General features: G+C 62.2%; 20 protein-coding genes. 10 read left to right on the top strand and 10 right to left on the bottom strand.

Annotated elements, in window-relative coordinates:
- Positions 1-15: 15 nt before the first annotated feature.
- Positions 16-2,202, bottom strand: a complete 2,187-nt coding sequence (locus VMA09_17040; protein HUA35318.1) for a UvrD-helicase domain-containing protein — start codon at positions 2,200-2,202, stop codon at positions 16-18.
- Between the two features lie 118 nt (positions 2,203-2,320).
- On the opposite strand from VMA09_17040, the gene VMA09_17035 reads away from it, so the two are divergent.
- Positions 2,321-2,932, top strand: a complete 612-nt coding sequence (locus VMA09_17035) for an RlmE family RNA methyltransferase (GenBank protein HUA35317.1) — start codon at positions 2,321-2,323, stop codon at positions 2,930-2,932.
- 43 nt (positions 2,933-2,975) lie between these two features.
- Positions 2,976-3,806 carry a bifunctional nuclease domain-containing protein gene (locus VMA09_17030; GenBank protein ID HUA35316.1) on the top strand — a complete coding sequence of 277 codons (831 nt, stop codon included), beginning with the start codon at positions 2,976-2,978 and terminating at the stop codon, positions 3,804-3,806.
- On the opposite strand, the gene VMA09_17025 is transcribed toward VMA09_17030, so the two are convergent.
- The gene (locus tag VMA09_17025) at positions 3,803-5,521 is read right to left on the bottom strand and encodes a DUF6178 family protein (GenBank protein HUA35315.1); all 1,719 of its coding nucleotides are present in this window, start codon (positions 5,519-5,521) and stop codon (positions 3,803-3,805) included. The two genes, VMA09_17030 and VMA09_17025, sit on opposite strands and share 4 nt — an antisense overlap.
- 122 nt (positions 5,522-5,643) lie before the next feature.
- On the opposite strand from VMA09_17025, the gene thiD reads away from it, so the two are divergent.
- Complete coding sequence (gene thiD / locus VMA09_17020; protein HUA35314.1) at positions 5,644-6,447, top strand: bifunctional hydroxymethylpyrimidine kinase/phosphomethylpyrimidine kinase; 804 nt, start codon at positions 5,644-5,646, stop codon at positions 6,445-6,447.
- On the opposite strand, the gene nrfD is transcribed toward thiD, so the two are convergent.
- From nrfD to VMA09_17000, 4 genes are read right to left on the bottom strand one after another with little or no spacing between them, the layout of a single operon-like run.
- Complete coding sequence (nrfD, locus tag VMA09_17015) at positions 6,423-7,277, bottom strand: NrfD/PsrC family molybdoenzyme membrane anchor subunit (GenBank protein ID HUA35313.1); 855 nt, start codon at positions 7,275-7,277, stop codon at positions 6,423-6,425. The two genes, thiD and nrfD, sit on opposite strands and share 25 nt — an antisense overlap.
- Complete coding sequence (locus VMA09_17010; GenBank protein ID HUA35312.1) at positions 7,270-8,151, bottom strand: 4Fe-4S dicluster domain-containing protein; 882 nt, start codon at positions 8,149-8,151, stop codon at positions 7,270-7,272. Before VMA09_17010 ends, nrfD begins: the two co-directional genes overlap by 8 nt.
- A gap of 12 nt (positions 8,152-8,163) precedes the next feature.
- Complete coding sequence (gene fdnG / locus VMA09_17005) at positions 8,164-10,851, bottom strand: formate dehydrogenase-N subunit alpha (GenBank protein HUA35311.1); 2,688 nt, start codon at positions 10,849-10,851, stop codon at positions 8,164-8,166.
- Between the two features lie 12 nt (positions 10,852-10,863).
- Positions 10,864-11,364, bottom strand: coding sequence for a hypothetical protein (locus VMA09_17000; protein ID HUA35310.1), 501 nt, complete (start codon positions 11,362-11,364; stop codon positions 10,864-10,866).
- A 137-nt stretch (positions 11,365-11,501) separates the two neighbouring features.
- Here VMA09_17000 and fdhD point away from each other — a divergent pair, with 137 nt between their 5' ends.
- Positions 11,502-12,272: a formate dehydrogenase accessory sulfurtransferase FdhD gene (gene fdhD, locus VMA09_16995; GenBank protein HUA35309.1), complete on the top strand. Its 771-nt coding sequence runs from the start codon at positions 11,502-11,504 to the stop codon at positions 12,270-12,272.
- A gap of 94 nt (positions 12,273-12,366) precedes the next feature.
- Here the strand turns inward: fdhD and VMA09_16990 are convergent, their stop codons facing one another.
- The 3 genes from VMA09_16990 to VMA09_16980 are packed head-to-tail and all read right to left on the bottom strand — an operon-like array spanning position 12,367 to position 15,551.
- Positions 12,367-13,455: an ABC transporter permease gene (locus VMA09_16990; protein HUA35308.1), complete on the bottom strand. Its 1,089-nt coding sequence runs from the start codon at positions 13,453-13,455 to the stop codon at positions 12,367-12,369.
- Complete coding sequence (locus tag VMA09_16985; GenBank protein ID HUA35307.1) at positions 13,455-14,567, bottom strand: ABC transporter permease; 1,113 nt, start codon at positions 14,565-14,567, stop codon at positions 13,455-13,457. The genes VMA09_16990 and VMA09_16985 overlap by 1 nt, the downstream gene beginning before the upstream one ends.
- 6 nt (positions 14,568-14,573) lie before the next feature.
- Complete coding sequence (locus VMA09_16980; GenBank protein ID HUA35306.1) at positions 14,574-15,551, bottom strand: ABC transporter ATP-binding protein; 978 nt, start codon at positions 15,549-15,551, stop codon at positions 14,574-14,576.
- Between the two features lie 351 nt (positions 15,552-15,902).
- Here VMA09_16980 and VMA09_16975 point away from each other — a divergent pair, with 351 nt between their 5' ends.
- From VMA09_16975 to VMA09_16950, 6 genes are all read left to right on the top strand, one after another.
- Positions 15,903-16,712, top strand: a complete 810-nt coding sequence (locus VMA09_16975; protein HUA35305.1) for a class I SAM-dependent methyltransferase — start codon at positions 15,903-15,905, stop codon at positions 16,710-16,712.
- Between the two features lie 88 nt (positions 16,713-16,800).
- Complete coding sequence (locus VMA09_16970) at positions 16,801-18,558, top strand: radical SAM protein (protein ID HUA35304.1); 1,758 nt, start codon at positions 16,801-16,803, stop codon at positions 18,556-18,558.
- 36 nt (positions 18,559-18,594) lie between these two features.
- A complete protein-coding gene (locus VMA09_16965) occupies positions 18,595-19,293 on the top strand; it encodes a hypothetical protein (protein ID HUA35303.1) in 699 nt (232 codons plus the stop codon).
- A 57-nt stretch (positions 19,294-19,350) separates the two neighbouring features.
- The gene (locus VMA09_16960; protein ID HUA35302.1) at positions 19,351-20,400 is read left to right on the top strand and encodes an Mrp/NBP35 family ATP-binding protein; all 1,050 of its coding nucleotides are present in this window, start codon (positions 19,351-19,353) and stop codon (positions 20,398-20,400) included.
- Between the two features lie 119 nt (positions 20,401-20,519).
- A complete protein-coding gene (locus tag VMA09_16955; protein ID HUA35301.1) occupies positions 20,520-20,855 on the top strand; it encodes a YfhL family 4Fe-4S dicluster ferredoxin in 336 nt (111 codons plus the stop codon).
- A gap of 18 nt (positions 20,856-20,873) precedes the next feature.
- The gene (locus VMA09_16950) at positions 20,874-22,196 is read left to right on the top strand and encodes an inositol-3-phosphate synthase (protein ID HUA35300.1); all 1,323 of its coding nucleotides are present in this window, start codon (positions 20,874-20,876) and stop codon (positions 22,194-22,196) included.
- On the opposite strand, the gene VMA09_16945 is transcribed toward VMA09_16950, so the two are convergent.
- Positions 22,193-22,630, bottom strand: a complete 438-nt coding sequence (locus tag VMA09_16945; GenBank protein ID HUA35299.1) for a VOC family protein — start codon at positions 22,628-22,630, stop codon at positions 22,193-22,195. The genes VMA09_16950 and VMA09_16945 overlap by 4 nt on opposite strands.
- Positions 22,631-22,650: the final 20 nt, after the last annotated feature.

Here is a 22,650-nt window from a genome sequence, read left to right as displayed (position 1 = left end):
ATTTTACGCGCGCGGTTATTCTCCGATCAACCGGAGGTTGGCGAACTTTAGTACCAGTAACTTCACTCCGCCGCGTTCGAAATTCACCCACGCCTTGGCGCTGTCGCCGCGCCCTTCGCGACGATGAATCACGCCGCGGCCGAACGCAGGATGAATCACGCGCGCGCCGACGCGCAGGCCATCAGCCGCGGCAGAGGGCCCATCGCCGTCGGAGAGCTGACTCTCGGAATAATCGACGTAGGACTCGCGCGGCGATAGCGGACGCACGGGCGCGGATGGACGTTCAGGAGCGATGCGCCGGATAAGCCCCGGATCGACCTCGGCCATGAAGCGCGAGGGCCGCGACTCCTGGCGCTGGCCGTAAAGCTCGCGCGACAACGTGTTGGATAGATAAAGCAGGTTGCGCGCGCGCGTCATGCCGACGTAGCAGAGGCGACGCTCCTCCTCGATTTCCTCGTCGCTGTCCTGCGAGCGGCTGTGCGGGAAGAGGCCTTCTTCCATGCCGGCGATGAAGACCGCGGGATATTCGAGGCCCTTCGACGTGTGCAGCGTCATGAGCGCGACGCGTCCGCCGCGCGATTCGATCTGATCGGCATCGCTGACGAGTGCGACGCGCTCGAGAAACTCGCCGAGGCCTCCACTGCGTTCGGCATCGAAAGCGCTTGCCGCCGCGAGCATCTCAGCGAGATTCTGTTTGCGCGCCGGCGCGTCGATGAGCGTGTCGAGATAAGCCTCGAATCCGCTCTGTGCGACGACGGCGTCGAGGATCTCGCGCACCGGGACTTCGCTCGCACGCGCGATGAGCTCGCGCATCCAGGAGTAAAGCGAACTCGCCTGCTTGGCGATCCTGAGCGCGACTTTCGATTGCGCCTCGAGTCGGCCCATCGCCTCGAAGGCCGAGATGTTCTCGCGCCCGGCGATATCGCTGATCGCCTCAAAGGTCTTCGCACCGATGCCGCGCGTCGGCACACCAACCATCCGCTCCAGGCTGACCGCGTCGGCAGGATTGGCGACGACGCGCAGATACGACAACAGATCCTTGATGTCGCGCTGCTCATAAAACCGCACGCCGCCGATGATGTAGTAGGCGAGTCGCCGCCTGACCAGCGCCTCCTCGATTACTCGCGACTGCGCATTGACACGGTAGAACACGACGACGTCCGCCGGGCGGAGACCGCCTGAGGTCGTCAGGCTCGAAATCTCGCGTGCGATAAAGTCGGCCTCGTCGCGCTCGGTGATTCCGGTGAAGTATGTGATCTGCTCGCCGGCGTCGTTCTCGGTCCAGAGATTCTTGACCTTGCGCTCGGTGTTGTTGCGGATAACGGCGCCGGCCGCGGCGAGGATCGTTTTGGTCGAGCGGTAGTTCTGCTCGAGCTTGAAGATGCGCGCGCTCGGATAGTCGCGCTCGAAGTCGAGGATGTTGCGGATATCGGCGCCGCGCCATCGGTAGATCGATTGATCCTCGTCGCCGACGACGCACAGGTTGCCGGTTCGCTCGGCGAGCGCGCGCACCAGCAGATACTGCACGTGGTTGGTGTCCTGGTATTCATCGACCAGCAGATGCTTCGCACGCGATTGCCATCGCTCGAGCACATCGGGAAAACGCTCGAACAGCAGGTACGCCTGGAGCTGGAGGTCGCTGAAGTCCATCGCGTTGATGTCGCGAAGGCGCGCCTGGTAGAGGCGGTAAAGCTGCGCGATCGTCGTTTCGCGTCCGGTCTCCGACGCCGAGAGCATCTCCTCGGGCGAGACGCCTTCATTCTTGGCCTGCTCGATTCGATTGCGCGCCGCCTCGGGCGCGGGCGAATCGGGAAGATTGGCCTCCTCAATCACGCGGCGCATCACCGACATCGAATCGCTTTCGTCGAGGATCGAGAAATTGCGCTCGTAGCCGAGCCGGTGCGCATCCTGGCGGAGAATCCGCGCACACGCCGAATGGAACGTGCTGACCCACGGCAGCCGCGTGGAGTCGAGCAGGCTGGCGACGCGCTCGCGCATTTCGCCGGCGGCCTTGTTGGTGAAGGTGACAGCCAGCACCTGGTCGACCTCGGCGCCGCGCTCGGACAGAATATGGGCGATGCGGTACGTGAGCACGCGCGTCTTGCCCGATCCCGCACCGGCGAGGATCAGGATCGGACCGTCGGGCGCCAGCACCGCATCGCGCTGCTCAGGATTCAAATCGTCAAGTCTAACTAAACTCATCGTGATGTGCGGGTTGAAGCGAAGCGCAGAGTCACTCAGGATACCGGCTCGCACGCGACGCGAAAAGTATGTCGGTTCAAATTTAATTCGCGGCGCAAATTTTTCGGCGTGACGTTCGATGGCGACCTACGAGCCGCACGACAAATTTTATCGCAAGGCGCGCGCGGCAGGGTTGCCTTCGCGCGCGGCGTTCAAGATCGAGGAACTCATCGCGCGTTGGAAGCTGGCAGCGAAAGGCGCGCGAATCGTCGATCTCGGATGCGCGCCCGGCGGATGGCTTGCGATTCTCGCTCGCGCGGCAGGCTCCGGCGCCAAGATCGTCGGCGTCGATCTCGCGCCGGTCAGAAATCCACCGCCGGGATGTATCACGATCATCGGCGACATCGTTGATCCAGCCGTCGCGCAGCGGGCGGCTACCGAACTCGGCGGCCCAGCAGATCTCGTCACGAGCGATCTCGCGCCGAAGCTCACCGGTATCGCGGCGCGCGACGAGGCGCGCTCGCGCGAACTGATCGATACCGCGCTCGCGTTCTCATCGCGCGCGCTAAAACCCGGCGGCGCGATGATCGTCAAGGTCTTCATGAGCGGCGAGTTCAACGACATAGTTGCGCAGTTCAAGCGCGTCTTTGCCAGCGTCGAGACGACGCGGACCAAGGCCAGCCGTCCCGGCTCGGCTGAGCTCTATATCGTCGCTAAAGGTTTCCGCGGCCGTCCCGAAGGCGATGCATAATGCCCTTGGCGCCCACCCTGTCATGCGCGTAATGTGATCTTCCATGAGAGCCGTAGGCTGCAGGAACCTGTGCCTGCTGCTACTCGCGGGCTTGGCCGCCGCGTGTGCCTGCAGCCGTTCATCCACCAGCCAGCCCACCGGACTCATTCAGCCCACCATCCACGAAGTGCCGGTCCAGGTGACTAACGTTGCTTTCGATCAGGACACCGGCGAGCATTACGTGCTGCTCGAAGATAAAGACGAGACGCGCGAGCTGCCGATCATGATCGGCGCCAACGAGGCGTACGCGATCGAGCTCGCGCTGAACAACGTCCAGCCGCCGCGGCCGATGACTCACGACCTGCTGAAGGCCGTGATCCAGCAGACTGGTAATCACGTCGATAGCGTGCTCATCTGCGACATGCGCGACGAAGTGTACTACGCGAAGATCTTCATGGATCGCGGGCGCTACACGATCGACAGCCGTCCGAGCGACGCGATCGCGCTCGCGACCGAGATGCACGTGCCGATCTATGTGATGGACAAGCTGTTCGATTCGTCACCGGTCGTCGGCAAGGCCGCGGTCGATAAACTTCCTGATACCGCGACGGCGTATGGCGTCACCGTACAGCAAGTGACGCCCGAGCTGGCGGCATACTTTGGCCTCAAGAATCGGCACGGGGTGCTGGTGTCGGACGTCGATCCGGCGGCGGCGAGCAGTGGAATCGAGCGCGGCGACATCATCAAGAAAATCGGCACGCGTGACGTGAAAGCGCTGAGCGATTTCCACGCCGATCTCGCGTCATTCGCGCGCGAATCGGCGATCACGTTCACGATTCAGCGCGGCAGTTCCGATCGCACCGTCAAACTCGACGGCGCAACGGCTGAACGCTAGACGCTGCGCTTGACCAGAACGCTTTCGATAAATCGTGAATCGATCGGGTAGTTGACGCTCAGTCCCGCGAACTCTTCTTCGAGCTGATTCAGACAGGAATTTACGAAATCGAAGGTGCGCTTGGCCGCAGTCTCGTCGAGATGCGTGTCGATCGCGGTTTCGACCGACTCGCGAAATGCGTGGCTCAGCACCGACGGGCCGCCATTTTTGATCACGATTGCTGCTCGCATCGCGTCGAGCTCGCTCGCCACGAGCGGCTCGGCCTGCAGCCGCCCGTCCATGAAATTGCGCACCAGGGCCGTCGTCAGGATCTGGCTCAGGCGAATATCGCGATTCGCGACCGCGCCGCGGAAGCGCGCCGAGCTGATATCGATCGCAAGCAGTGAGCGGAACAGCTCCGCCATCGCGTCGATCTGATCGAGAATCGCGTACGACAGATGAAGGTCGCGAATCGTCTGGAACGCGCGCAGCTCGACGGCGCCGCCGCGATCGAGCGCCGAATAGAAGCGCGGCATTGGCTCGATGAATCCCGCGAGCGCGTCGCGATACGGCGAGTCGAGGTACGAGATTTCGCGCGGCCGCTGCTGCGGAATCCCGAGCATCCGAGTTGTCGCTTCCGCCCGCTTGCGCAGATCGATCGTGAGGCTCACGCCGAGGCGAAAGAGGAGTTTCAGATGCGTATCGCGCAGATGCTCGATTGCGCTTTGCAGGTCGCCGCCAGCGAGCGATTCGAGCCCAAGGTTCAGGTAGTTGTGCGTCAGCTCGACGGCGATCCGCACGGCGTCGAGATCGCCAAAATCGATCGATCGCGCAACCAGCACCTGGTTTGACACCATCGCCATCTCGCTGCGCAACTGCCGCCGCCCCTCGGCCGCGAAACCAGCCGTGAGCGCGGTGTTGAGCAGCGAATTGTCGGCGCCCGCGATCATCGGCGCTGAGCCTGGTGGCACCAGCTCGCTGTCGTCAAGGAGCTCGGCGCGGCTCGGCGCCACGTACTGGGCGCGGATGTCGAGGAACGAGCGCGGATTGACGTACGCGAACACGTCCTGCGCTTCGTAGTAGTCGGGAAAGCCGCGATCGTTCAGGCGCGCCCGGCGGAACTGATAGGCCGCCTCCTCGAGCTCCGCCTTGACGCCCCAGTAACATTCGTCCATCAAGCCCGCGAAATATTTGTAGTCGCGCTCGAAGGCTTCCTCGATGAAGTCGGAAATAAGCTGCGTAATGTGATCTTGCCGCACGAACTCGATGAGATAATGCTCGTCGAACTGGACGTAGCGGTTTGATGGCGCGTCTGGTGACGACGCCGGATCGTCGAGCAGATGCACCTTGATGTAATCGCGCAGCAGGATCGATACGAGCTCGAGGTCGAGCTCCATCAGACCCTGTGCCATTCGGCTGCGCCCGCCCTCGGAGAGCGCTTCGAGCCATTCGCGCATCCGGGCAAGGTTGGGACGATCCTTATCCCAACAATCGAGATCGAAGAGCGACTTCACCTGCTCGGGGAGCGCGAGGCTCAGCAGATCGCCCGCGTCGGCGCTGCCGATTTCCTTGACAGTGTAGAAGAGCGTCTCAGGCGAGAAGGACTGAACCAGGCGCTCGGCCTCGGGCGCGGCGAGAATCAGATCACGCTTCTGGCGTGCGGGCAGGCCGTAGAGAAATTCCAGTTTTTCCTGGAACGGAAGGTTGAGAAACTCGTCTTGTCCGCGTACTGCCATGCATTCGGCCGCGCGAAGCGGCATGAACGGCAAGATACTACCGCTTCCGATCTCGGACAACGTGGGTCTGCAAAAACGCGCACTCGTGGCGAACGCAAAAGCGTGATAGGATAAATAAACTCTTGAGCGGCAGCACAATTCCCCTTGCGTTAACGATCGCGGGCAGTGACCCCGGCGGCGGCGCAGGAATCCAATCCGACATCAGAACTTTCGCCGCGCTCGGCGTTTACGGGTACTCGGTGATCACTTCGATCATCGCGCAGTCGAGCTCGCGCGTCACGCGCGTCGATGCCGTTAAGCCTGCGATGATCGCGGCGCAGATTGAGGTGCTCTTGGCGGAGAGCATGCCGCTCGCGATTAAAACCGGCGCGATGGGCAGCGCCGGCGCGGTGCGCGAGACGGCGCGCGCGATCGTGCGTTTCAAGATGCCGCGCCCCGTTGTCGATCCGGTTACGATCGCGAGCAGCGGCGCGCGGCTCATCGACAAGCGCGGCGAGCGCATGCTGCGCGACGAACTGATCCCGCTCGCGCGCATTGTCACGCCCAACGTTCCGGAGGCCGAGGCGCTGGCGGGAATCGCGATTCGCGATCGCGATTCGATTCGCGAGGGCGCTGCGAAAATCCTCGCGATGGGTGCGAAGGCCGTCGTGATCAAGGGCGGGCACTTCGCCGATCGCGCGCGGTCCACCGATCTCTACTTCGACGGCCGCAAGTTCATCGAGCTGAGGGCGCCGCGTCAGAAGAGCGGTGCGCACGGCACCGGATGCGTTTTCTCGGCCGCCATCGCGGCGCATCTGGCGCGCGGCGCGAAGCTCGAAGACGCAGTCAGCGCGGCCAAAGAATTCGTGACCCTCGCGCTCGCGAACAGTTTCAAGCTGGGCCGGGGCAGGGCGGTTCTCGATCAGTTTTCGGCGGTTGCGCGATGAGGAATGAACACGAGCACGTGACGAATCGCGATCGCGCCGACGATCAGCAACACCGCCGCGCAGTCTTCCTCCAAGCGGCCAGTTGAGAAGGTGATCACGAGAAGCGGAATCACAATTCCGCCGAGGGCCGCCAGCCACACGCTGAATCGCGAATGCCTGCGCGCGACACGAGTCCATTCATCGGCGTCGCGTTCGAGCAGGAGAACTGTACCGAAGTAGAGAACAATCATGATGAGCAGCGATTGGCGCAAGGTCGTTGCCGCTGCGGGCAGCCCCGACATTGCGGCGATCACCAGCGCTACTGCCACGCCCAACAGCCCTGCCGATATCGAGAAGAACGCACCCAGCCAGCGCATCGTGCGCCATCCCGGTTGCGCGGTCGTACTGAACAGCACGCCCTTGTAAATTCCGACCATCAACGCGAACGGCAGTCCCGCGATCCCAACGATGGATAGCAGAACTATCGGCAGGCCGAGTCCGACGATCACGAACGCGCAGAACGCGAGGACTGAGAAAATCGAGATCGTCCACACGCCGACCGACATCGGCGAGCCCGGCTTGAACACGCGCATCATGTTCATGAAGCGCCAGGGATCGCCGAGATCGAATACGAGGCACACCAGATCGACGGCCATGATCGGGAAAGTGATCAGGAACGCGATCCTCGCGACCGCCTGTTCCTCGGGGTGCCCAACCAGGTGAAGAATCGTCGCGACGCTGAACAGTCCTCCGCCCATCGTCGCGAAGAAGAGATCGAAGGTTACCCACCAATGCCACGGCACCGGCTTGGTGACGATCGGCGGCGCCGCGGGCATCATCGCTTCAGCCATGGAGAATCACTCCGACCGCGACGATCGCGATCCAGACCAGGGTCGCGGCGAATGCGCGCGCATAGTCGCCGCGCATATGACGCTGCGGCGTGTCGGGATCGTTCGGCAAACCATATTTCTCCGGTTCGTCGAGAAGGAGGAAAAAAGCGCCCAGCTCCGAGTACTTGTCGGTGGGCTCGGCGCCGTAAAGCCTCGCACCCTTAAACCCGCGCGCCTTCACCTCTTCGAGGCGGATCTTGGCATGCTCGCGAAGCTCGTCGAGATGGCCGAACTTGATCGATTCGGTGGGGCACGCTTTCGCGCAGGCGGGAATGAAATCGTCGCGCTGGCGATCGTAACAAAGTGTGCACTTGTGCGCGTGGCCGTCGAACTGGCTGCGCGTGATCACGCCGAACGGACAGGCCGCGATGCAATAGCCGCAGCCGTTGCAAATGTCGCCCTGGATATAAACGTCGTTGAACTCGTTGTGGATAATCGCGGCGGTCGGACAGGCCATCTGACACGGCGATGCGCTGCAGTGCTTGCAGACGTCGCTCATCATCAGCCAGCGGCCCTCCTGCGATTGCTTCAGGAGAGATTCGATATCGAAATCTCCGTCGAGCGACGGCTGCGGCGGCTGAGCGCCGGTCGGGAACTGCTCGATGAACCGGACATGACGCCAGGTCGTCGCACTGAGTGCGATCGTATTGTCGTAGCTCTGCGCGGTGAAGTTGAATCCGTCAGACGGAATCTGGTTCCACTGCTTGCACGCGACCTCGCACGCTTTGCATCCGATACATAGCGTCGTGTCGGTGAAGAATCCGGTCGGACGGCGCGGCGCAGGTTCTGCCGGACGCCGAAATGGATAGAGGATTTCCAGGAGGAGGTTCAACATTGGCGCAGAGTCTTATCGCGATCGCCACCATCCCCACCACTGCTGGCGGCCTTCGGGTTGCGCGGAAGAAGCGGTGTCGGGAATCGGCTCGACGCCGAACGGACGCTCATTCGCCGCGATCGGCCGCGGCGCGCGCATGCTCGTGAGCCGCCCCGGCCGCACCGCGACTGTGAATGCCTTCGCCTCGTGCATGCTCACGTTCACGCCGAGTATCAGCGATGTAAGATCGTTCGCCATCGCGCCAACGGTCTCGCCCGCGTAGCCCCAGTGAATCGGCAGACCTAACTGGTAGATCGTCTTGCCGTTCACGAGCAGCGGCTTCATGCGAGCGGTGACGAGAGCGCGCGCTTCGATCGATCCGCGGCGCGAGCTGATCACGACCCATCCGCCGTTTTCGATTCCCTTCTCGGCCGCCAGCTCGGGACTGAGCTCGGCGAACATCTCGGGCTGCAGTTCATTGAGCCAGCTATTGAAGCGGCTCATCGGCCCGCTCAGATAATGCTCGGTCAGCCGGTAGGTTGTCGCGACGATCGGAAATTCGGGATCGACTTCCTCGGCCAGACGATTCAGCTCGTCGGGAAACTCCCTAATCGTCGGAATGACCTGTGTCGTGTAGAGCAGATTCCTGACGACCGACTCGCGCGGCTCGTAGTGCGTCGGCAACGGCCCGTCGCGCACGCCGAACGGCGCGAACAACCAGCCAAGGCCGTCGGGATGCATGATAAACGGCGCGTCACCGGGAATCGCGTCCATGCCGCGCGCGCCTGCTGGAGGACGATAACTGGGAGCCTTGTCGATCTCGAAATCTGGAACGTCGAATCCGGTCCACGTGCGCCGATCGGCGTCCCACCAGATGAGCTTTTTGCGCTCAGACCACGGACGTCCCTGCGCGTCGGCCGAGGCGCGGTTGTACAAAGTGCGGCGGTTTGAGGGCCACGCGAATCCCCAATTGGGATAGAGGATGCCGGTGCGGGTGTTGTCGCGCGAGTTCGCGCGGTTCTGATCTTCAGCGGGAAAAACCCCGGAATAGATCCAGACGCCGCAGGCCGTCGAGCCATTGTCTTTGAGCTCCGCGATCCCCTTGAGCAGACGACCCTCGCGAAGGTCGCGGCCGTTCATCTCCTTGAGGATTTTTTCCGCGTCAACGTCGTCGCCGAGACGGCTCGGCGCGCCATTCGGCAGTATCTCCGGAGCGTCACGGCCGAAGTCCCAGGTAAGATTTTTGATCGGCAAGTCGCGCTCGAGATTCGAGTCCGCGTAGAGCTTCTTGAGCCTCCTCCCGAGGTCGTACATGAAGAACGCGTCGGAGCGGCAATCGCCCGGTGGATCGATCGCTTTCTCATGCCATTGCAGCATCCGCTCGGTGTTGGTGAAGGAGCCATCCTTCTCTGTGATCGATGCCGCCGGAAGGAAAAAGACTTCGGTCTTGATCTGGCGCGAATCCGGTGCGCTCGAATCGGCGTACCAGAAGTTCGCGCTCTCGTGCTCGAACCAATCGCGCACGACCAGCCAATCGAGGCTGCGCAACGCGGAGCGATTGAGTCCCGCATTCGGCGCGCCGGCCGCCGGGTTCTGTCCGATGAGGAAGAGCCCTTTGACTTTGCCCTGGTGCATCCGGAAGAACATCGGCAGCTCCGAATAATCGCCGTCGATCTTGGGCAGGTACTGATAGCCGAACTCGTTGGCGGGCGTTGCCGCATCGCCATACCAGGCCTTGAGCAGGCTTATCGTGAACTTCGAGAGGTTTGCCCAATAGCCGAGGAACGCTTCTTCCTGCCAGAAGCCCGCCGCCGAGTTATTGCGCGCATTGGCGAAGCCGCGGCCATGTTCAATGTACTTTTCCAGCGACGCATTCTCGGGCACCGCGTCGGGCAGCGACAGGTAGCCGGGCAGCAGGTTGTAGAGAGTCGGCACGTCGGTGGAGCCCTGGATACTGCAATGCCCACGCATCGCCATGATTCCGCCGCCGGGCCGGCCCATGTTGCCGAGCAGGAGCTGGATAATTCCCGCCGCTCGAATCATCTGCACGCCGGTCGTGTGCTGCGTCCATCCGAGCGCATAGACGATTGCCGAAGTCCGCTCGCGTCCTGAATTGCGGCACAGCAGTTCCGCGACTCGAATCAGATCGCCGGGGGCGCATCCGCACAGCCGCGACACCATCTCGGGCGTGTAGCGCGCGTAATGCCGCCGCATCACCTGGAACACGCATCGCGGATGCTGCAGCGAGGGATCGCGCTCGACCGCGCCCATCTCACCGGGCGTCGTGCTGTAGTTCCATGAGCCGTGATCTTTCACGTATGCGCGCGCGTCGGCATCAAAGCCCGGAAAGATGCCGCCGGCATCTTCGGCATCGACAAACGCTTCGTTCAGTACCGTCGCCGCGTTGGTGAAGTGCAGGACGTATTCCTTGAACCATCGATCGTGCTCGATGATGTAGTTGATGATTCCGCCCAGGAACGCGATATCCGAGCCAGCGCGAATCGAAACGAAAGTATTCACCATCGCCGAGGTCCGCGTGAAGCGCGGATCGACATGAATCAGCGTTCCGCCGCGCTCGCGCGCCTGGAGCGCAAAGCGAAATCCCACGGGATGGGCCTCGGCCATGTTCGAGCCCATGATCAATATGCAGTCGCTCGTCGCCAGGTCAGCCTGGAACGTCGTTGCCGCACCGCGTCCAAAGGAGGCGCCCAGACCGGGCACCGATGCGCTATGTCATATGCGCGCCTGGTTCTCGATGGAGAGAATTCCCAGGCCTCCGGCGAAAAGTTTCTTGATTAAATAGTTCTCTTCGTTGTCGAGCGTGGCGCCGCCCAGATGCGCGATGGTCTTGAGGTGATTCACCGTCAGACCATGCTCGTTACGCTCGATGAAATCGGCGTCGCGCGTCTCCTTGGTGAGTTGCGCGATTCGATCCATCGCCCACTCGAGTGGCCGCGTCTCCCAATGATCGGAGTAGGGCGCGCGGTACTTCACCGTCGTGATGCGATGCGGGTTGCGGACTAGCTGAAACGTGTTGGAGCCCTTGGGGCAGAGCGTGCCCGCGTTGATGGGGCTCTCCGGATCGCCTTCGATATCGATGATCTCTCCGGCCTTGGTGTACACGTTCTGACTGCATCCGACCGCGCAATAAGGACATACGCCGTGACTTTTGGTCGCGCCGCGCAGGCGTGAATGCTTGTCCGCGGTGTCTGGGCTGAAATGTGTGCGAGCCATGTAGCCTCCGGGTGGCTGCTGAATCGGCCGCGCGGGTAACCAAATACCTGCGCGCTTGGATGTTCGAGTGGTAATCTAGCAACGTGGCAGAAGGGAAAGAAAAGCAATTTGTAGTTGCGCGCACCCTGAGGTGGAGAGTGGGCGCGGGCGCGACTGCGGAAGACTCGCTCGCCGTCGAAGAGCCGCTCGAGATTCGTCTCGGCGGCAGGCGCTTCACGCTCACGATGCGCACCCCGGGCCATGACGAAGAGTTGGCTGCGGGGTTTCTTTTTGCCGAGGGCTTTATCAATTCGATTGCGGAGCTCGGCGAGATTCGCAGCGTGCGCGATGCGAAGGGTGCCTTCGAGCCGAACTCGATCGATGTCGTGCTCAACGTTGCGGCCGACGATCTGCGCGAGCGGCTGCGGCGCAACTTCGCGATCGCCTCGAGTTGCGGAATATGCGGCCGCACCAGTATCGAGTCGCTGACGCGACGCATCGCGACCGTCGATGCGCCGCTTCGCGTCCACTCCGATCTGATCCTCGCGATGGCGCCGAAGGCGCGCGTGGCGCAGGAGGTCTTCGCGACGACGGGCGGTCTTCATGCCGCGGGTCTGTTCGATTCGGAGGGCGAGTTAATAGTGCTGCGCGAAGATATCGGCCGTCACAATGCCGTGGACAAAGTGGTCGGTTATGCGTTGCGAAACCTCGGAGCGCCGCTCTCGTCGAGCATGATGCTGGTGAGCGGGCGCGTGAGTTTCGATATCGTGCAGAAAGCCGCCGCAGCCGGCATTCCAATCCTGGCGGCGATTTCCGCGCCTTCGTCGCTTGCGGTCGAGCTCGCCGAAGAGACGGGAGTTACGCTGATTGGATTTCTGCGCGAGGCCAGCTTCAACGTCTATTCGCGTCCCGAGCGTATCGCGGGATGATGCCCGGGCCTGAGGTTTTCCACGCTGCGAGCGTATGCGCCACAAACAGCGAAGCGCTTCGCTAGACTCCGTGGAGTCGGTCTTTCGCAAAGCTCTATCGCGACAACTGCGGCCGCAGGCGGACGATGCCCGCCGTTGCAATGATTGCGGCAAACGCGAACACCATCGCGATGTCCGGAGCTATTTCGGAAAGCGTTGCGTGATCGAAGATCAGGCCGAGGTACGCGTCCATTGCCCATGACGCGGGCGAGAGACGCGCCACGATCTTCATGAACGGGGGGACGACTTCGAGCGGCCACATGCATCCGCCCAGCATTCCGAGCGACACGGCGATCCACGGACCGAGCGCGGTCGCTTGCTGCTGGGTTCGAAACACCGTGCCCATCAGGAGCACGATCGCGACGCCGAGCGATGTGACTGCTGCGGTAATCAACACCAGCCCAAGGGTATTGCCCCAATGAATACCGAAGAAAAACCGGGCGGCGAGAATCATGAACACGGTCTGCGCGATCATCTGCTGCGCCGGTGCGATCGCCAGCATCGCCACCAGTTCCCAGGTCCGGCGTGGCGCGGCCAGCAGCCGGCGCGAAATGCCGTTTTCGCGAAGCTGGAGAATGGTCAGGGCCGAAACGAACCCGGTGACCATAACGAATAGCACCAGGTTCGCAGGCGCCGTGTAACCGAATCCGAGGCGCGGAACACCGGCGTGCCCGCCCCCGGGATAGCGAACGGGAACGTCGAGCGGTGGGCCGCCGCTCGCCATCCGGCTCAATTCCGTGTTGATGCCGGCTCGCATGATGCCGGCGCCGGCGTTCGCAGTCGAGAGGTACACGTCAAGGTTCTGGTCGCCATGCCAGCCGGGCGGAATCACAAGTCCAGCGTTCATTCTGCCACGGAAAACCGCAATTTTAAGCCGCTGCTCATCGCTATAGTCGCGAATCTGAAAGTGCTCATTGGATACCAGCGCCGCGGCGAGCGCCCGGCTCTCGCGCGTGTTCGCTCGATCGAGGAGACCCACCTCGAATGACGCGCTGGTGTAACCGCCCATTGCGAAACCGACAAGGGCCATTATCAGTGTTGGCATCAGGAACAACAGCGCAAGCCGGCCGCGGTTGCGCCGGACGCCCGCGCCGCTGACGGCTGCCGCGCCGAAGATCACGTTCAGACTATGCGACAGTCGCATCAGGTCATCCTCCGGAGCGCGCCACGAGCCTTCAGCCCCGCGAACGCAATGCCGCTTAATCCAACTATGGCCGTCACTGCCAGCGGTTGCGTGATCGTTAGCAAGGTTCCGTGAGCGCCGGCGGCGGACAAATCGAGGAAGCCGAAGAACGCCTGTCCATTTGGCGTAAGTCGAGTCAGGGTCTCGAACACGTCCGGAAGACCTTGCGGAGGCAGGAATTGTCCGCCGACAATCGAGAGCAGGGTGATCACTATGGTCGCCAGTGAAGTTCCCTGTTCGGCGTTGTTAGCGAGACTCATCAGGAATGCCGTCAATCCGATCGCCATCAGCACACTGGTGAACACCAGCGCGGTGGTCGGCAGCGGGTTTCCCCATCGCGTGCCGAACATCAAAGAGGTCGCCGCGATCATAGTTCCCATCTGAATCAGCCCGATGAGGAATAGTGCGGCGAATTTCCCCGCGACAATCGCGTAGGGTGGCGTGGGCGAGGCGATGAGACGCACCATCGTGCGCGAATCGACCTCCGCCTGAAGCGCGCGGACTCCAAACAGCACCCCGAAGTTCAGAAACAGCACAGTCATCGACACCGCAAAAAAATCGACCATTCGCATCTGTCCGCCCGCGGAACGCGGAATCACTTTGGGGACTGCGCGATCGTGCGGGATTGCCGCACGGTATATGAAATCACGGAAGAGCTCGCGGGTACCCAGCATCGCGAACGGTTCGCCGCGCGCGGCGAGAATCTCGGCCGGTGGGGGATTCCCGCTGCTGATCGCGCGGCCGAATCCAGGGCTCATTACGACCGCACATTGCGCTTGATGCTCCTGGATCACCTTTTCTGCCGCGGAAAGCGAATCCACTGCTTCTACCCGAATCAATCCGCCCAGCGCAGGCCGCTCGACAAAATCAACGAACCCGGCTGACAGCTTGGTGTGGTCGAGATCCGCGATGCACAACCGCATCCCGGCGTTGCCGCCGCCTTGCGAACCGCCGAGGGCCAGACCCATCAGAGCAGCCAGCGCGAGCGGCGCGACGATCGCGGTCAGGATCGCGGTTCGATCGCGCAACCGCTGGCGCAGGTCCTTGATGCAAATCAGCAGCGCGTGTTGCATCTGAAATCAGTCGCGCAGTGCGCGCCCCGTCATCCGCAGGAAAACGTCTTCGAGATTCGGCTCAACCACGCGCACACTCTCGGCGACGGCACCGGCGTCGAGTAGCGCTGTCAGCATCGCAGGCAAGCGGCGCGCGCCATCGTCGGCCACCACGTGAAGATGGCCGTTCTCCACGATCGCGGACCGCACGCCCTCGAGCGCGCCTACGATGCGCTCCGCGCGTTCGACCGAATCGCCGCGTCCCAGTCCGATCTCGATGCGCGTATCATGCCCCAGACTCGCTACCAGTTCGTCGCGAGTGCCCTCGGCTATGAGCCGGCCCGAATCGATAATCCCAATCCGCGCGCAAAGACGCTCCGCTTCCTCCATGTAGTGGGTGGTGTAGAGAATCGCGGTGCCCGCGTCGCGCAGCCGCTCGACCAAATCGAAGATCGCGCTGCGGCTTTGTGGATCGACGCCGACTGTCGGTTCATCCAGGATGAGGACCTTCGGCCGATGCAGAATACCGCACGCGAGATTCAAGCGTCTCTGCATCCCGCCCGAAAAGGTGCTGACGATGTCGTCGGCGCGCGGCGTGAGACCGACCGCGTCGAGTGCGCTTACCATCGCATCGTGCAGCGGTGCGCCGTTGAGATCATACATCCGGCCCCAGAAGTCGAGATTTTCGCGCGCAGTGAGGTCGAGGTAGAGCGTGATCGCCTGCGGCACGATCCCGATAAGCGCGCGGGCCTCAAGACCGGCGTCGATATCGATGCCATCGATGGTTATCTTGCCCGCGTCACGCGCGAGAATTCCGGCGATCATCGAGATCGAGGTTGTCTTGCCGGCACCGTTGGGTCCGAGCAGACCATAGACTTCGCCGGCGGCGATGGTGAATCCGACAGTATCGACCGCGACTCGTGCTCCGAAGCTCTTGCGGAGCCCACTCACGAGCAACGCGGGCTTGCCTTGATCCGAGGCCCTCACTTGCAGCGGCCGTTCCATCTTCAGTTCACCGTCCTTAGCTCAGACTGAAATATGGCTCATCAGCAGCACTCTGCGTGCGGCGAGGATCGCAGGCGATGACCCGGCTGCTTCGCCTTCGAAGGCAATTCATAGGCGCGGCGACCGCTGCCGGGCGCGCCGCCAGTGACGACGCAGGTTCTATGCGTGATAGATAATCCATCCGGACTATGGCACTCGATGAGTAGTGTCGATGTTCTGATTTGAGCAGCAGCGCAAACATCTTAGGACGAGTATTCTAAAACGAATATTCGTAGTCAAGCGGATAAGGCATGCCGTCTGGACGCTGCGCCCCTTCGCGCGTGATGATGACCGACGTTTGAGGTTTTCACGATGACAGCGTATTCGGCACAAACCCCGCAGCTCTTCGCTGGCACCGCGACGTACTACTCGCGGTTTCGCCCGCCCTATCGCGACTCGATGTTCACACTGCTGCGCGAGACGTTTCAGCTCGACGGACGCGGCCGATTGCTCGACCTCGGATGCGGCCCGGGCGCACTGACGATTCCGCTCGCGCCGATGTTCGCCGAAGTTGTTGCGATGGATCCGAGCGATGAGATGCGCGCGGAGGGCGAGAGAGTCGCCGCTGCGAGGGCTCTTGCGAATATCGAATGGCGTGGCGGGAGCTCCGAGGATCTGAGCGCCGCGCCCGGTCCCTTTCGTCTCGTGACGATGGGTAACTCGTTTCACTGGATGAATCGCGAGAAAACTCTCGACGCTCTTTATCCGCTGGTCGAGGATGGAGGCGGAGTTGCGATCGTCGCTTATGGATTTCCGTTCCCCGAGGACGCGCCCATCGAGCCATGGCGCAACAAGGTCGCGGAGATCGTTCTGAAGTACGCCGCGCCCTCGCACTTTCGGGGCTATGGCATCCCGGTGCCGGTCGAGTCACGTTTTGAATCGAGCGTGCAGCGCTCGCAATTCAAGCTGGCGCGGAGTTGGAAGGAACGTTACGAGCAGACCTGGACGATCGACGAAATGATCGGAAATCTCTACTCGACGTCCTATTGCAGCCCGCGCCTGCTCGGCTCCAATCGCGAAGCCTTCGAGCGCGAACTGCGCGCCGCGATGCGCGAGTTCTCAATCACAGGCATCCTGACCGAACCGCAGGAGATTTGGGCGGTGCTCGCCTTCAAGCCGTAACCAATGCTCGGCGCGGGCTCCTGTCGCGCGGGCCCTTGGACTACGGGGCGGGGCGGGTTACGCTGTTCGGTTATGGTGGAGGGCTGCGATGTTCATCCGTAAGCGCGCGCTGGAGCGGATTGCGCGCGAGAAGGTGCTCTACGAGCGCCGGCGCGGCGGTGACATCTCGGTTTGCGTCATCTATCCAAATATCTATCGCCTCGGGATGGCGAACCTCGGCTTCCAGGCGGTTTTTCATATCTTCGAATCGGATACTCGCGTGGCCGCCGACCGCGCCTTTTTGCCCGATGCCGACGAGCGCGAACAGATGAGCCAGACGGGCGAGCGTCCGGTTTCATTCGAGCGCGCGCGCCCGTTCGAGGACTTCGATATCCTGGCGTTTTCGATTTCGTTCGAGACCGACTACCTGAACGTGCTGAGTATCCTGCGGCTCGCGGGAATTCCGCCGCGGCGCGAGGATCGGCGCGGGCGCAACTATCCGCTTATCATCGCCGGCGGCTCGGCAGTATTTCTGAATCCCGAGCCGATCGCGGATTTTATCGATCTCTTTCTGATCGGCGAAGGCGAGGAGATGGTGCCCGAGTTTATCGCACGCTACGCGGACTCGCGCGGCCGCGACGATCAACTCGATGCGCTAGCCGGCGTTGAAGGGGCGTACGTTCCGGCGCACTTCACTCCCGCCTATGACGATAGCGGCCGGCTGCGCTCGTTTGCCTATCACGGTCCGGCCGCGCCGCGCGTGAATCGCCGTCTCATCGATAATCTCGACGATCACAAAACAGCGTCGCTAATTCTCACCGAGGAGTCCGTATTCGGCGACATGTATCTCGTCGAGGCGAGCCGCGGATGCCAATGGGGATGCCGCTTCTGCGCGGCAGGCTTCATGTATCGTCCGATTCGCTATCGCTCGCCCGAGACGATCACTGCGGAGGCGGAGCGCGGGCTTGGCGAGCGCAAGGTGATCGGTCTCGTCGGCGCCGAGATGGCGAGCGTGCCCGGCGTCGCGGAAATCGCGACAGCGGTCGCGGAAAAAGGCGGGCGGCTGTCGCCGTCTTCGCTGAAAGCTGATTGTATCACGCCGAAACTCGCGGCTGCGTTATCCCAGACGGGAGCACGCAGCGTAACGATCGCGCCCGAGGCGGGCAGCGAGCGGATGCGCAAGGTGATCAACAAGAATCTCACCGAGGATGAGATTCTTGGCGCGGCCGCAATGATGCTCGGCGAGGGCGTGGCGAATCTAAAGCTTTACTTCATGATTGGCTTGCCCGAAGAGCGTGACGATGACGTGCTCGGGATCGCGCATTTGACCCACAAGATTATCGAGCAGGCGCGCGCGCGCCGTCAGCGTGTCGGCAATGTGACCGTCTCGCTGAATCCCTTCGTGCCGAAGCCGTGGACGCCGTTTCAGTGGGACGCGATGCTCGACGCGCGCAGCCTCAAACGCAAGGTGGCGCTGCTGCGCAGCGCGCTGGGCAAGCTCGGGCCGGTCGAGCTCGACGCGGAATCGCCGCGCGAGGCGTATTTCCAGACGATGGTGTCGCGCGGCGACCGGCGGATGGCACGAATCCTCGAGCGCCTCGACGCTGCGGGATGCGACGGGCCGGGGCCGATCTGGCATGAGCTCCAGTCGATTCGGCGCGAGATTGCGGCGGGCGAGGCGGGCGATTTGCCCGATCCGGATTCTTTCGTGATCCGCGACTATGCGCACGACGAGGTGCTGCCGTGGGACTTTATCGATCATCACGTCGAAAAATGGTTTCTTCTTGCCGAGCGCAAGAAGGCGCAGTTTGAGCATCAGAGCCCGCCCTGTGACGTGACGCGATGCACCGTGTGCGGGGCCTGTTGATGTAGTATCGAGTTTCGGTGGAGGGGGATGAGGATGATGGCTAAGCGAAGATTTTCAGCGAAACAATTTGTGTTGGTCGCGGCGCTCGGCGCGAGTGCGATGCTCGCGATGTCGGCGAATCGGGTGCACGCCGCGATGTCGGAAGGAGACGTTCCCGAGACGTCGGTTGTGCCGGCCGATTCGGGCAGCGGAACGCCTGGCGCATCTCCTGCCGCGCCATCGTCACCCGCGGCGGCGAGTATGACGGGAGGGACGGCTCCCGCTCCTGAGCCTCACGCCTCGCGGCCGCCGCGCGTCGTTCATCGTGCTTCGACGCACGGATCGGCGGCGCCTCGCGAGGTTGAGGTCGAGCCGGCGCGGGCGCGCCTGCGCGTGATCAAAGCCGACTGGGTTTACTCGAGCCCCGCGAAATCCAGCAAGCATCTCGAGCAGTTGCAGGTCGACAAGTTCATCAACGTGAGCGGCTCGACGCATTACTTTCTGCGCGTGAATCTCAAGAACGGCGAAACCGGTTATATCGATCCGGCGTCGGTCGAGATGCTGAAGCCGATCGACAAAATCTTCAGGCTGAGTCACGACGCCGCCGTGCTAGACAAGCCGAACCGCTGGGGCAAGAAGCTGTCGGAGGTTCACACCGGTCACGATGTGCACGTCGTCGGCCTCGCGCTCAGCTACGCGCGAATCAGGATGAAGAGCGGCCTCGAGGGCTTCATCCCGCTGACGGCGATGGAGTAAGGCGATTTAGTCACGCGCAACTTTCGCGCGGCTAATGCATCTGGAATAATCACATTAGTGGCGCGCCAGATTCCATCCGAGGCCGTGTTCGAGGCGCTCGGCAAAATCAAATACCCCGGTTACTCCGCCGATATTCTGACTCTCGGGATCGTCGAGGATGTGCAGCCGACGCAAAATGGCGGCTACGCGATTCTGCTGCGGCAGGCCTCCGAGAACGACGACGTGATGAAGAAGCTCGCCGAGAGCGTTCATCACACGATCTCGCACGACCTTGGCGTGCCGAGCGTCGAGCTGCGCGTGCGGCGTATCGAGGCGGAGCTCGGCGAGAAGACCGGGCGGGTCCGCCTCGAAGGCACGAAGTATATCGTCGCCGTCGGGAGCGGAAAGGGAGGAGTCGGCAAATCGACCGTCGCGGCGAACCTTGCCGCGGCGCTCGCGCAGCTTGGCATGAGTGTCGGCCTGCTCGACGCCGATATCTACGGGCCCTCGATTCCGATGATGTACGGCACCGGCGACGAGCGGCCCAAGTCCGCGGGCGGCAACACGTTCTTTCCGATCGAGAAGTACGGCGTGAAGATGATCTCGATCGGATTTTTTCTGACCGACAAGGCGCCCGTGATCTGGCGAGGTCCGATGGTGATGGGCGCGGTGCGCCAGTTCCTCAAGGATACGCTCTGGGGCACGCAGGATTTCCTGATCGTTGATTTGCCTCCCGGCACTGGCGATGCGCAGCTCACGCTCGCGCAGCAGGTGGCGCTCGACGGCGCCGTGATCGTTACGACGCCGCAGGATGTCGCGCTGCTCGACGCGACGCGCGCGGTCAAGATGTTCCGCCAGGTGCATTGCCCGCTGCTCGGCGTGGTTGAGAACATGAGCTACTTCATCTGCCCCGATTGCGGCGAGCGCGACGAGCTGTTCGGTCACGGCGGTGGCGAGAAAATGGCGGCGCAGGAAGGGACTGAGCTGCTCTCAAAGATTCCGATCTATCCCGAAGTGCGCGAGGCTGGTGACAAAGGGACGCCAATCGTCGTCGCCAACCCGAAGCATCCCGCAAGCCAGGCCTACCTCGAACTCGCGCGCAGAATCGTCGCGGAGATGCCGGAGTGACGAGGCCGCATACTTGCCCGGCTTTGGACGCGCCGATACTCTTGTCGCTTAACGTTAGTTCCTTCACGCGGACAGAGGGCCGCGTCGATTAGTAAATCCAGTTACGGAGTTTCTTTGCGATGTCGACCTTGATCACCGACGAATGCATCAACTGTGGCGCTTGCGAGCCGGAGTGCCCCAACACCGCGATCTACGAAGGCGGGGCGCAGTGGGAACACAACGGCGAGATGCATCCCGCGGTCAAGGAAGACATTTATTACATCGCCGCTGCAAAATGTACCGAGTGCGTCGGATTCTTCGATCAGGAACAGTGCGCGGCGGTATGCCCCGTCGATTGCTGTATCCCCGATCCTGGCAATCCCGAAACCGAGGAAGCTCTGCTCGTCCGCGCGCGCGAGCTGCATCCCGATCAGACTTTTCCCGACGACGCGCCGTCGCGTTTCCGCAAGGCTTAAGCTCGCGAATTATCAAAAGTGCCGAACAATAAAGACACCGTTCGTATCGCTCCCGCCGAAGGCAAGCTCGGCGTTCTGCTGCCCGGGATGGGCGCCGTCACCACGACCTTCATCGCCGGGGTCGAGGCCGTCAAGCGCGGACTCGGCCAGCCGATCGGATCGCTGACGCAGCTCGCGACCGTGCGCCTCGGCAAGCGGACCGAAGCGCGTACCCCGAAAATCAAGGACTTTGTTCCGCTCGCGAAGCTCGAGGACCTGGAGTTCGGCGGATGGGACATCTACGAGGACAATGCCTACGAGGCCGCGCGCAAAGCCGCGGTTCTCGATCCCGCGCTCATCGAAAAAGTCCGCGAGCCGCTCGAGAAGCTTCATCCGATGGACGCCGTGTTCGACCAGGACTTCGTCCGGCGCATCAACGGCCCTAACGTGAAGGAAGCCGCGAACAAGATGGAAAAGGCCGAGATGTTGATGGACGACATCCGGCGTTTCAAGGAGCGCACCGGCGTCGCGCGGATGGTGATGGTGTGGTGCGGCTCGACTGAAGTGTTCCATCGACCGGCTGACGTGCATCAGACGCTCAAGGCTTTCGAGGCGGGGCTCGCCAAGAACGATCCGCGTATCGCGCCGAGTCAGATTTACGCGTACGCCGCACTCAAGATGGGCGTGCCGCACGCCAACGGCGCACCGAATCTCACGACCGATACTCCTGCGCTCCAGGAACTCGCGCGCGAGCGCAATCTCCCCGTCTGCGGCAAGGACTTCAAGACCGGGCAGACCTTCATGAAGACGCTGATCGCGCCGGGGCTCAAGGCCCGCATGCTCGGGATGTCGGGATGGTACTCGACCAATATCCTGGGCAATCGCGACGGCGAAGTGCTCGACGATCCCGGCTCATTCAAGTCGAAGGAAGAGACCAAGCTCTCGGTACTCGATCAGATCCTGCAGCCGGAACTGCATCCCGAGCTCTACGGCAACGTTTTCCACACCGTGCGCATCAACTATTACCCGCCGCGCGGCGACGCCAAGGAAGGCTGGGACAATATCGATATCTTCGGATGGCTCGGCTATCCGATGCAGATCAAGATTAACTTTCTGTGTCGCGATTCGATCCTCGCCGCGCCGCTCGTGCTCGACCTGGTGCTGTTCCTCGACCTGGCGCATCGCGCCGGCATGCGCGGCATCCAGGAATGGCTGTCGTTCTACTTCAAAGGCCCGATGCACGCGCCGAAGCTGTATCCGGAGCACGACATTTTCATCCAACTGATGAAGCTCAAGAACACGCTACGCTGGATGCGCGGCGAAGATCTGATCACGCACCTCGGCCTCGAATACTATGACTAGCTGTCAGCAGTCCGCTTGCGCGACAGCAATACGCGCTGCGGATTAAGTTCGATCACGTAGCCATCTGGGTCTTCGACGTAGGCGTAGCGCTCGACTATCGAATCGACTTCGTCTTGAGCGCGGCGTCTCAGCCGTCCGCCGGCGCGTTCAATGGCGGCGATCGCGTCATCAAGGTCGTCATCCGTCAACAGCGTAAAGCCGAAGTGGTTCACTCCGCCAGGACCGATTGGTTCGCCAGGAACCTGGCTCAGCGCGATCAAATCCTGCGCACCTGGCGTGCTTAGCACGAGCTGTCTGCCCCACGTATGCTTGCCCATTGGGCCTTCGTAATCGTGCAGTACTTCGAGCCCGAATACCTCGCTGTAGAATCGCTTTGAGCGTTCGATATCGGAGACATTCAGGTTGATATGCGAAAGACCGCGAGTGCGAACCATGGCAGGCCTCCTTTATTTCA

The sequence above is a fragment of the Candidatus Binataceae bacterium genome (assembly GCA_035508495.1).
In the GTDB taxonomy this organism is placed as follows: Bacteria; Desulfobacterota; Binatia; order Binatales; family Binataceae; genus JASHPB01.
This window is presented reverse-complemented; position numbering and strand designations above follow the sequence as displayed.

Coding starts and splice junctions, on each gene's coding strand:
- VMA09_16980 (HUA35306.1), bottom strand. CDS start 15,551: ATGGAACGGCCGCTGCAAGTGAGGGCCTCGGATCAAGGCAAGCCCGCG.
- VMA09_16985 (HUA35307.1), bottom strand. CDS start 14,567: ATGCAACACGCGCTGCTGATTTGCATCAAGGACCTGCGCCAGCGGTTG.
- VMA09_17035 (HUA35317.1), top strand. CDS start 2,321: ATGGCGACCTACGAGCCGCACGACAAATTTTATCGCAAGGCGCGCGCG.
- VMA09_17040 (HUA35318.1), bottom strand. CDS start 2,202: ATGAGTTTAGTTAGACTTGACGATTTGAATCCTGAGCAGCGCGATGCG.
- VMA09_16955 (HUA35301.1), top strand. CDS start 20,520: ATGTCGACCTTGATCACCGACGAATGCATCAACTGTGGCGCTTGCGAG.
- VMA09_16965 (HUA35303.1), top strand. CDS start 18,595: ATGGCTAAGCGAAGATTTTCAGCGAAACAATTTGTGTTGGTCGCGGCG.
- VMA09_17025 (HUA35315.1), bottom strand. CDS start 5,521: ATGGCAGTACGCGGACAAGACGAGTTTCTCAACCTTCCGTTCCAGGAA.
- VMA09_16970 (HUA35304.1), top strand. CDS start 16,801: ATGTTCATCCGTAAGCGCGCGCTGGAGCGGATTGCGCGCGAGAAGGTG.
- VMA09_17030 (HUA35316.1), top strand. CDS start 2,976: ATGAGAGCCGTAGGCTGCAGGAACCTGTGCCTGCTGCTACTCGCGGGC.
- VMA09_16975 (HUA35305.1), top strand. CDS start 15,903: ATGACAGCGTATTCGGCACAAACCCCGCAGCTCTTCGCTGGCACCGCG.
- VMA09_16945 (HUA35299.1), bottom strand. CDS start 22,630: ATGGTTCGCACTCGCGGTCTTTCGCATATCAACCTGAATGTCTCCGAT.
- VMA09_16990 (HUA35308.1), bottom strand. CDS start 13,455: ATGCGACTGTCGCATAGTCTGAACGTGATCTTCGGCGCGGCAGCCGTC.
- VMA09_17010 (HUA35312.1), bottom strand. CDS start 8,151: ATGTTGAACCTCCTCCTGGAAATCCTCTATCCATTTCGGCGTCCGGCA.
- nrfD (HUA35313.1), bottom strand. CDS start 7,277: ATGGCTGAAGCGATGATGCCCGCGGCGCCGCCGATCGTCACCAAGCCG.
- VMA09_17000 (HUA35310.1), bottom strand. CDS start 11,364: ATGGCTCGCACACATTTCAGCCCAGACACCGCGGACAAGCATTCACGC.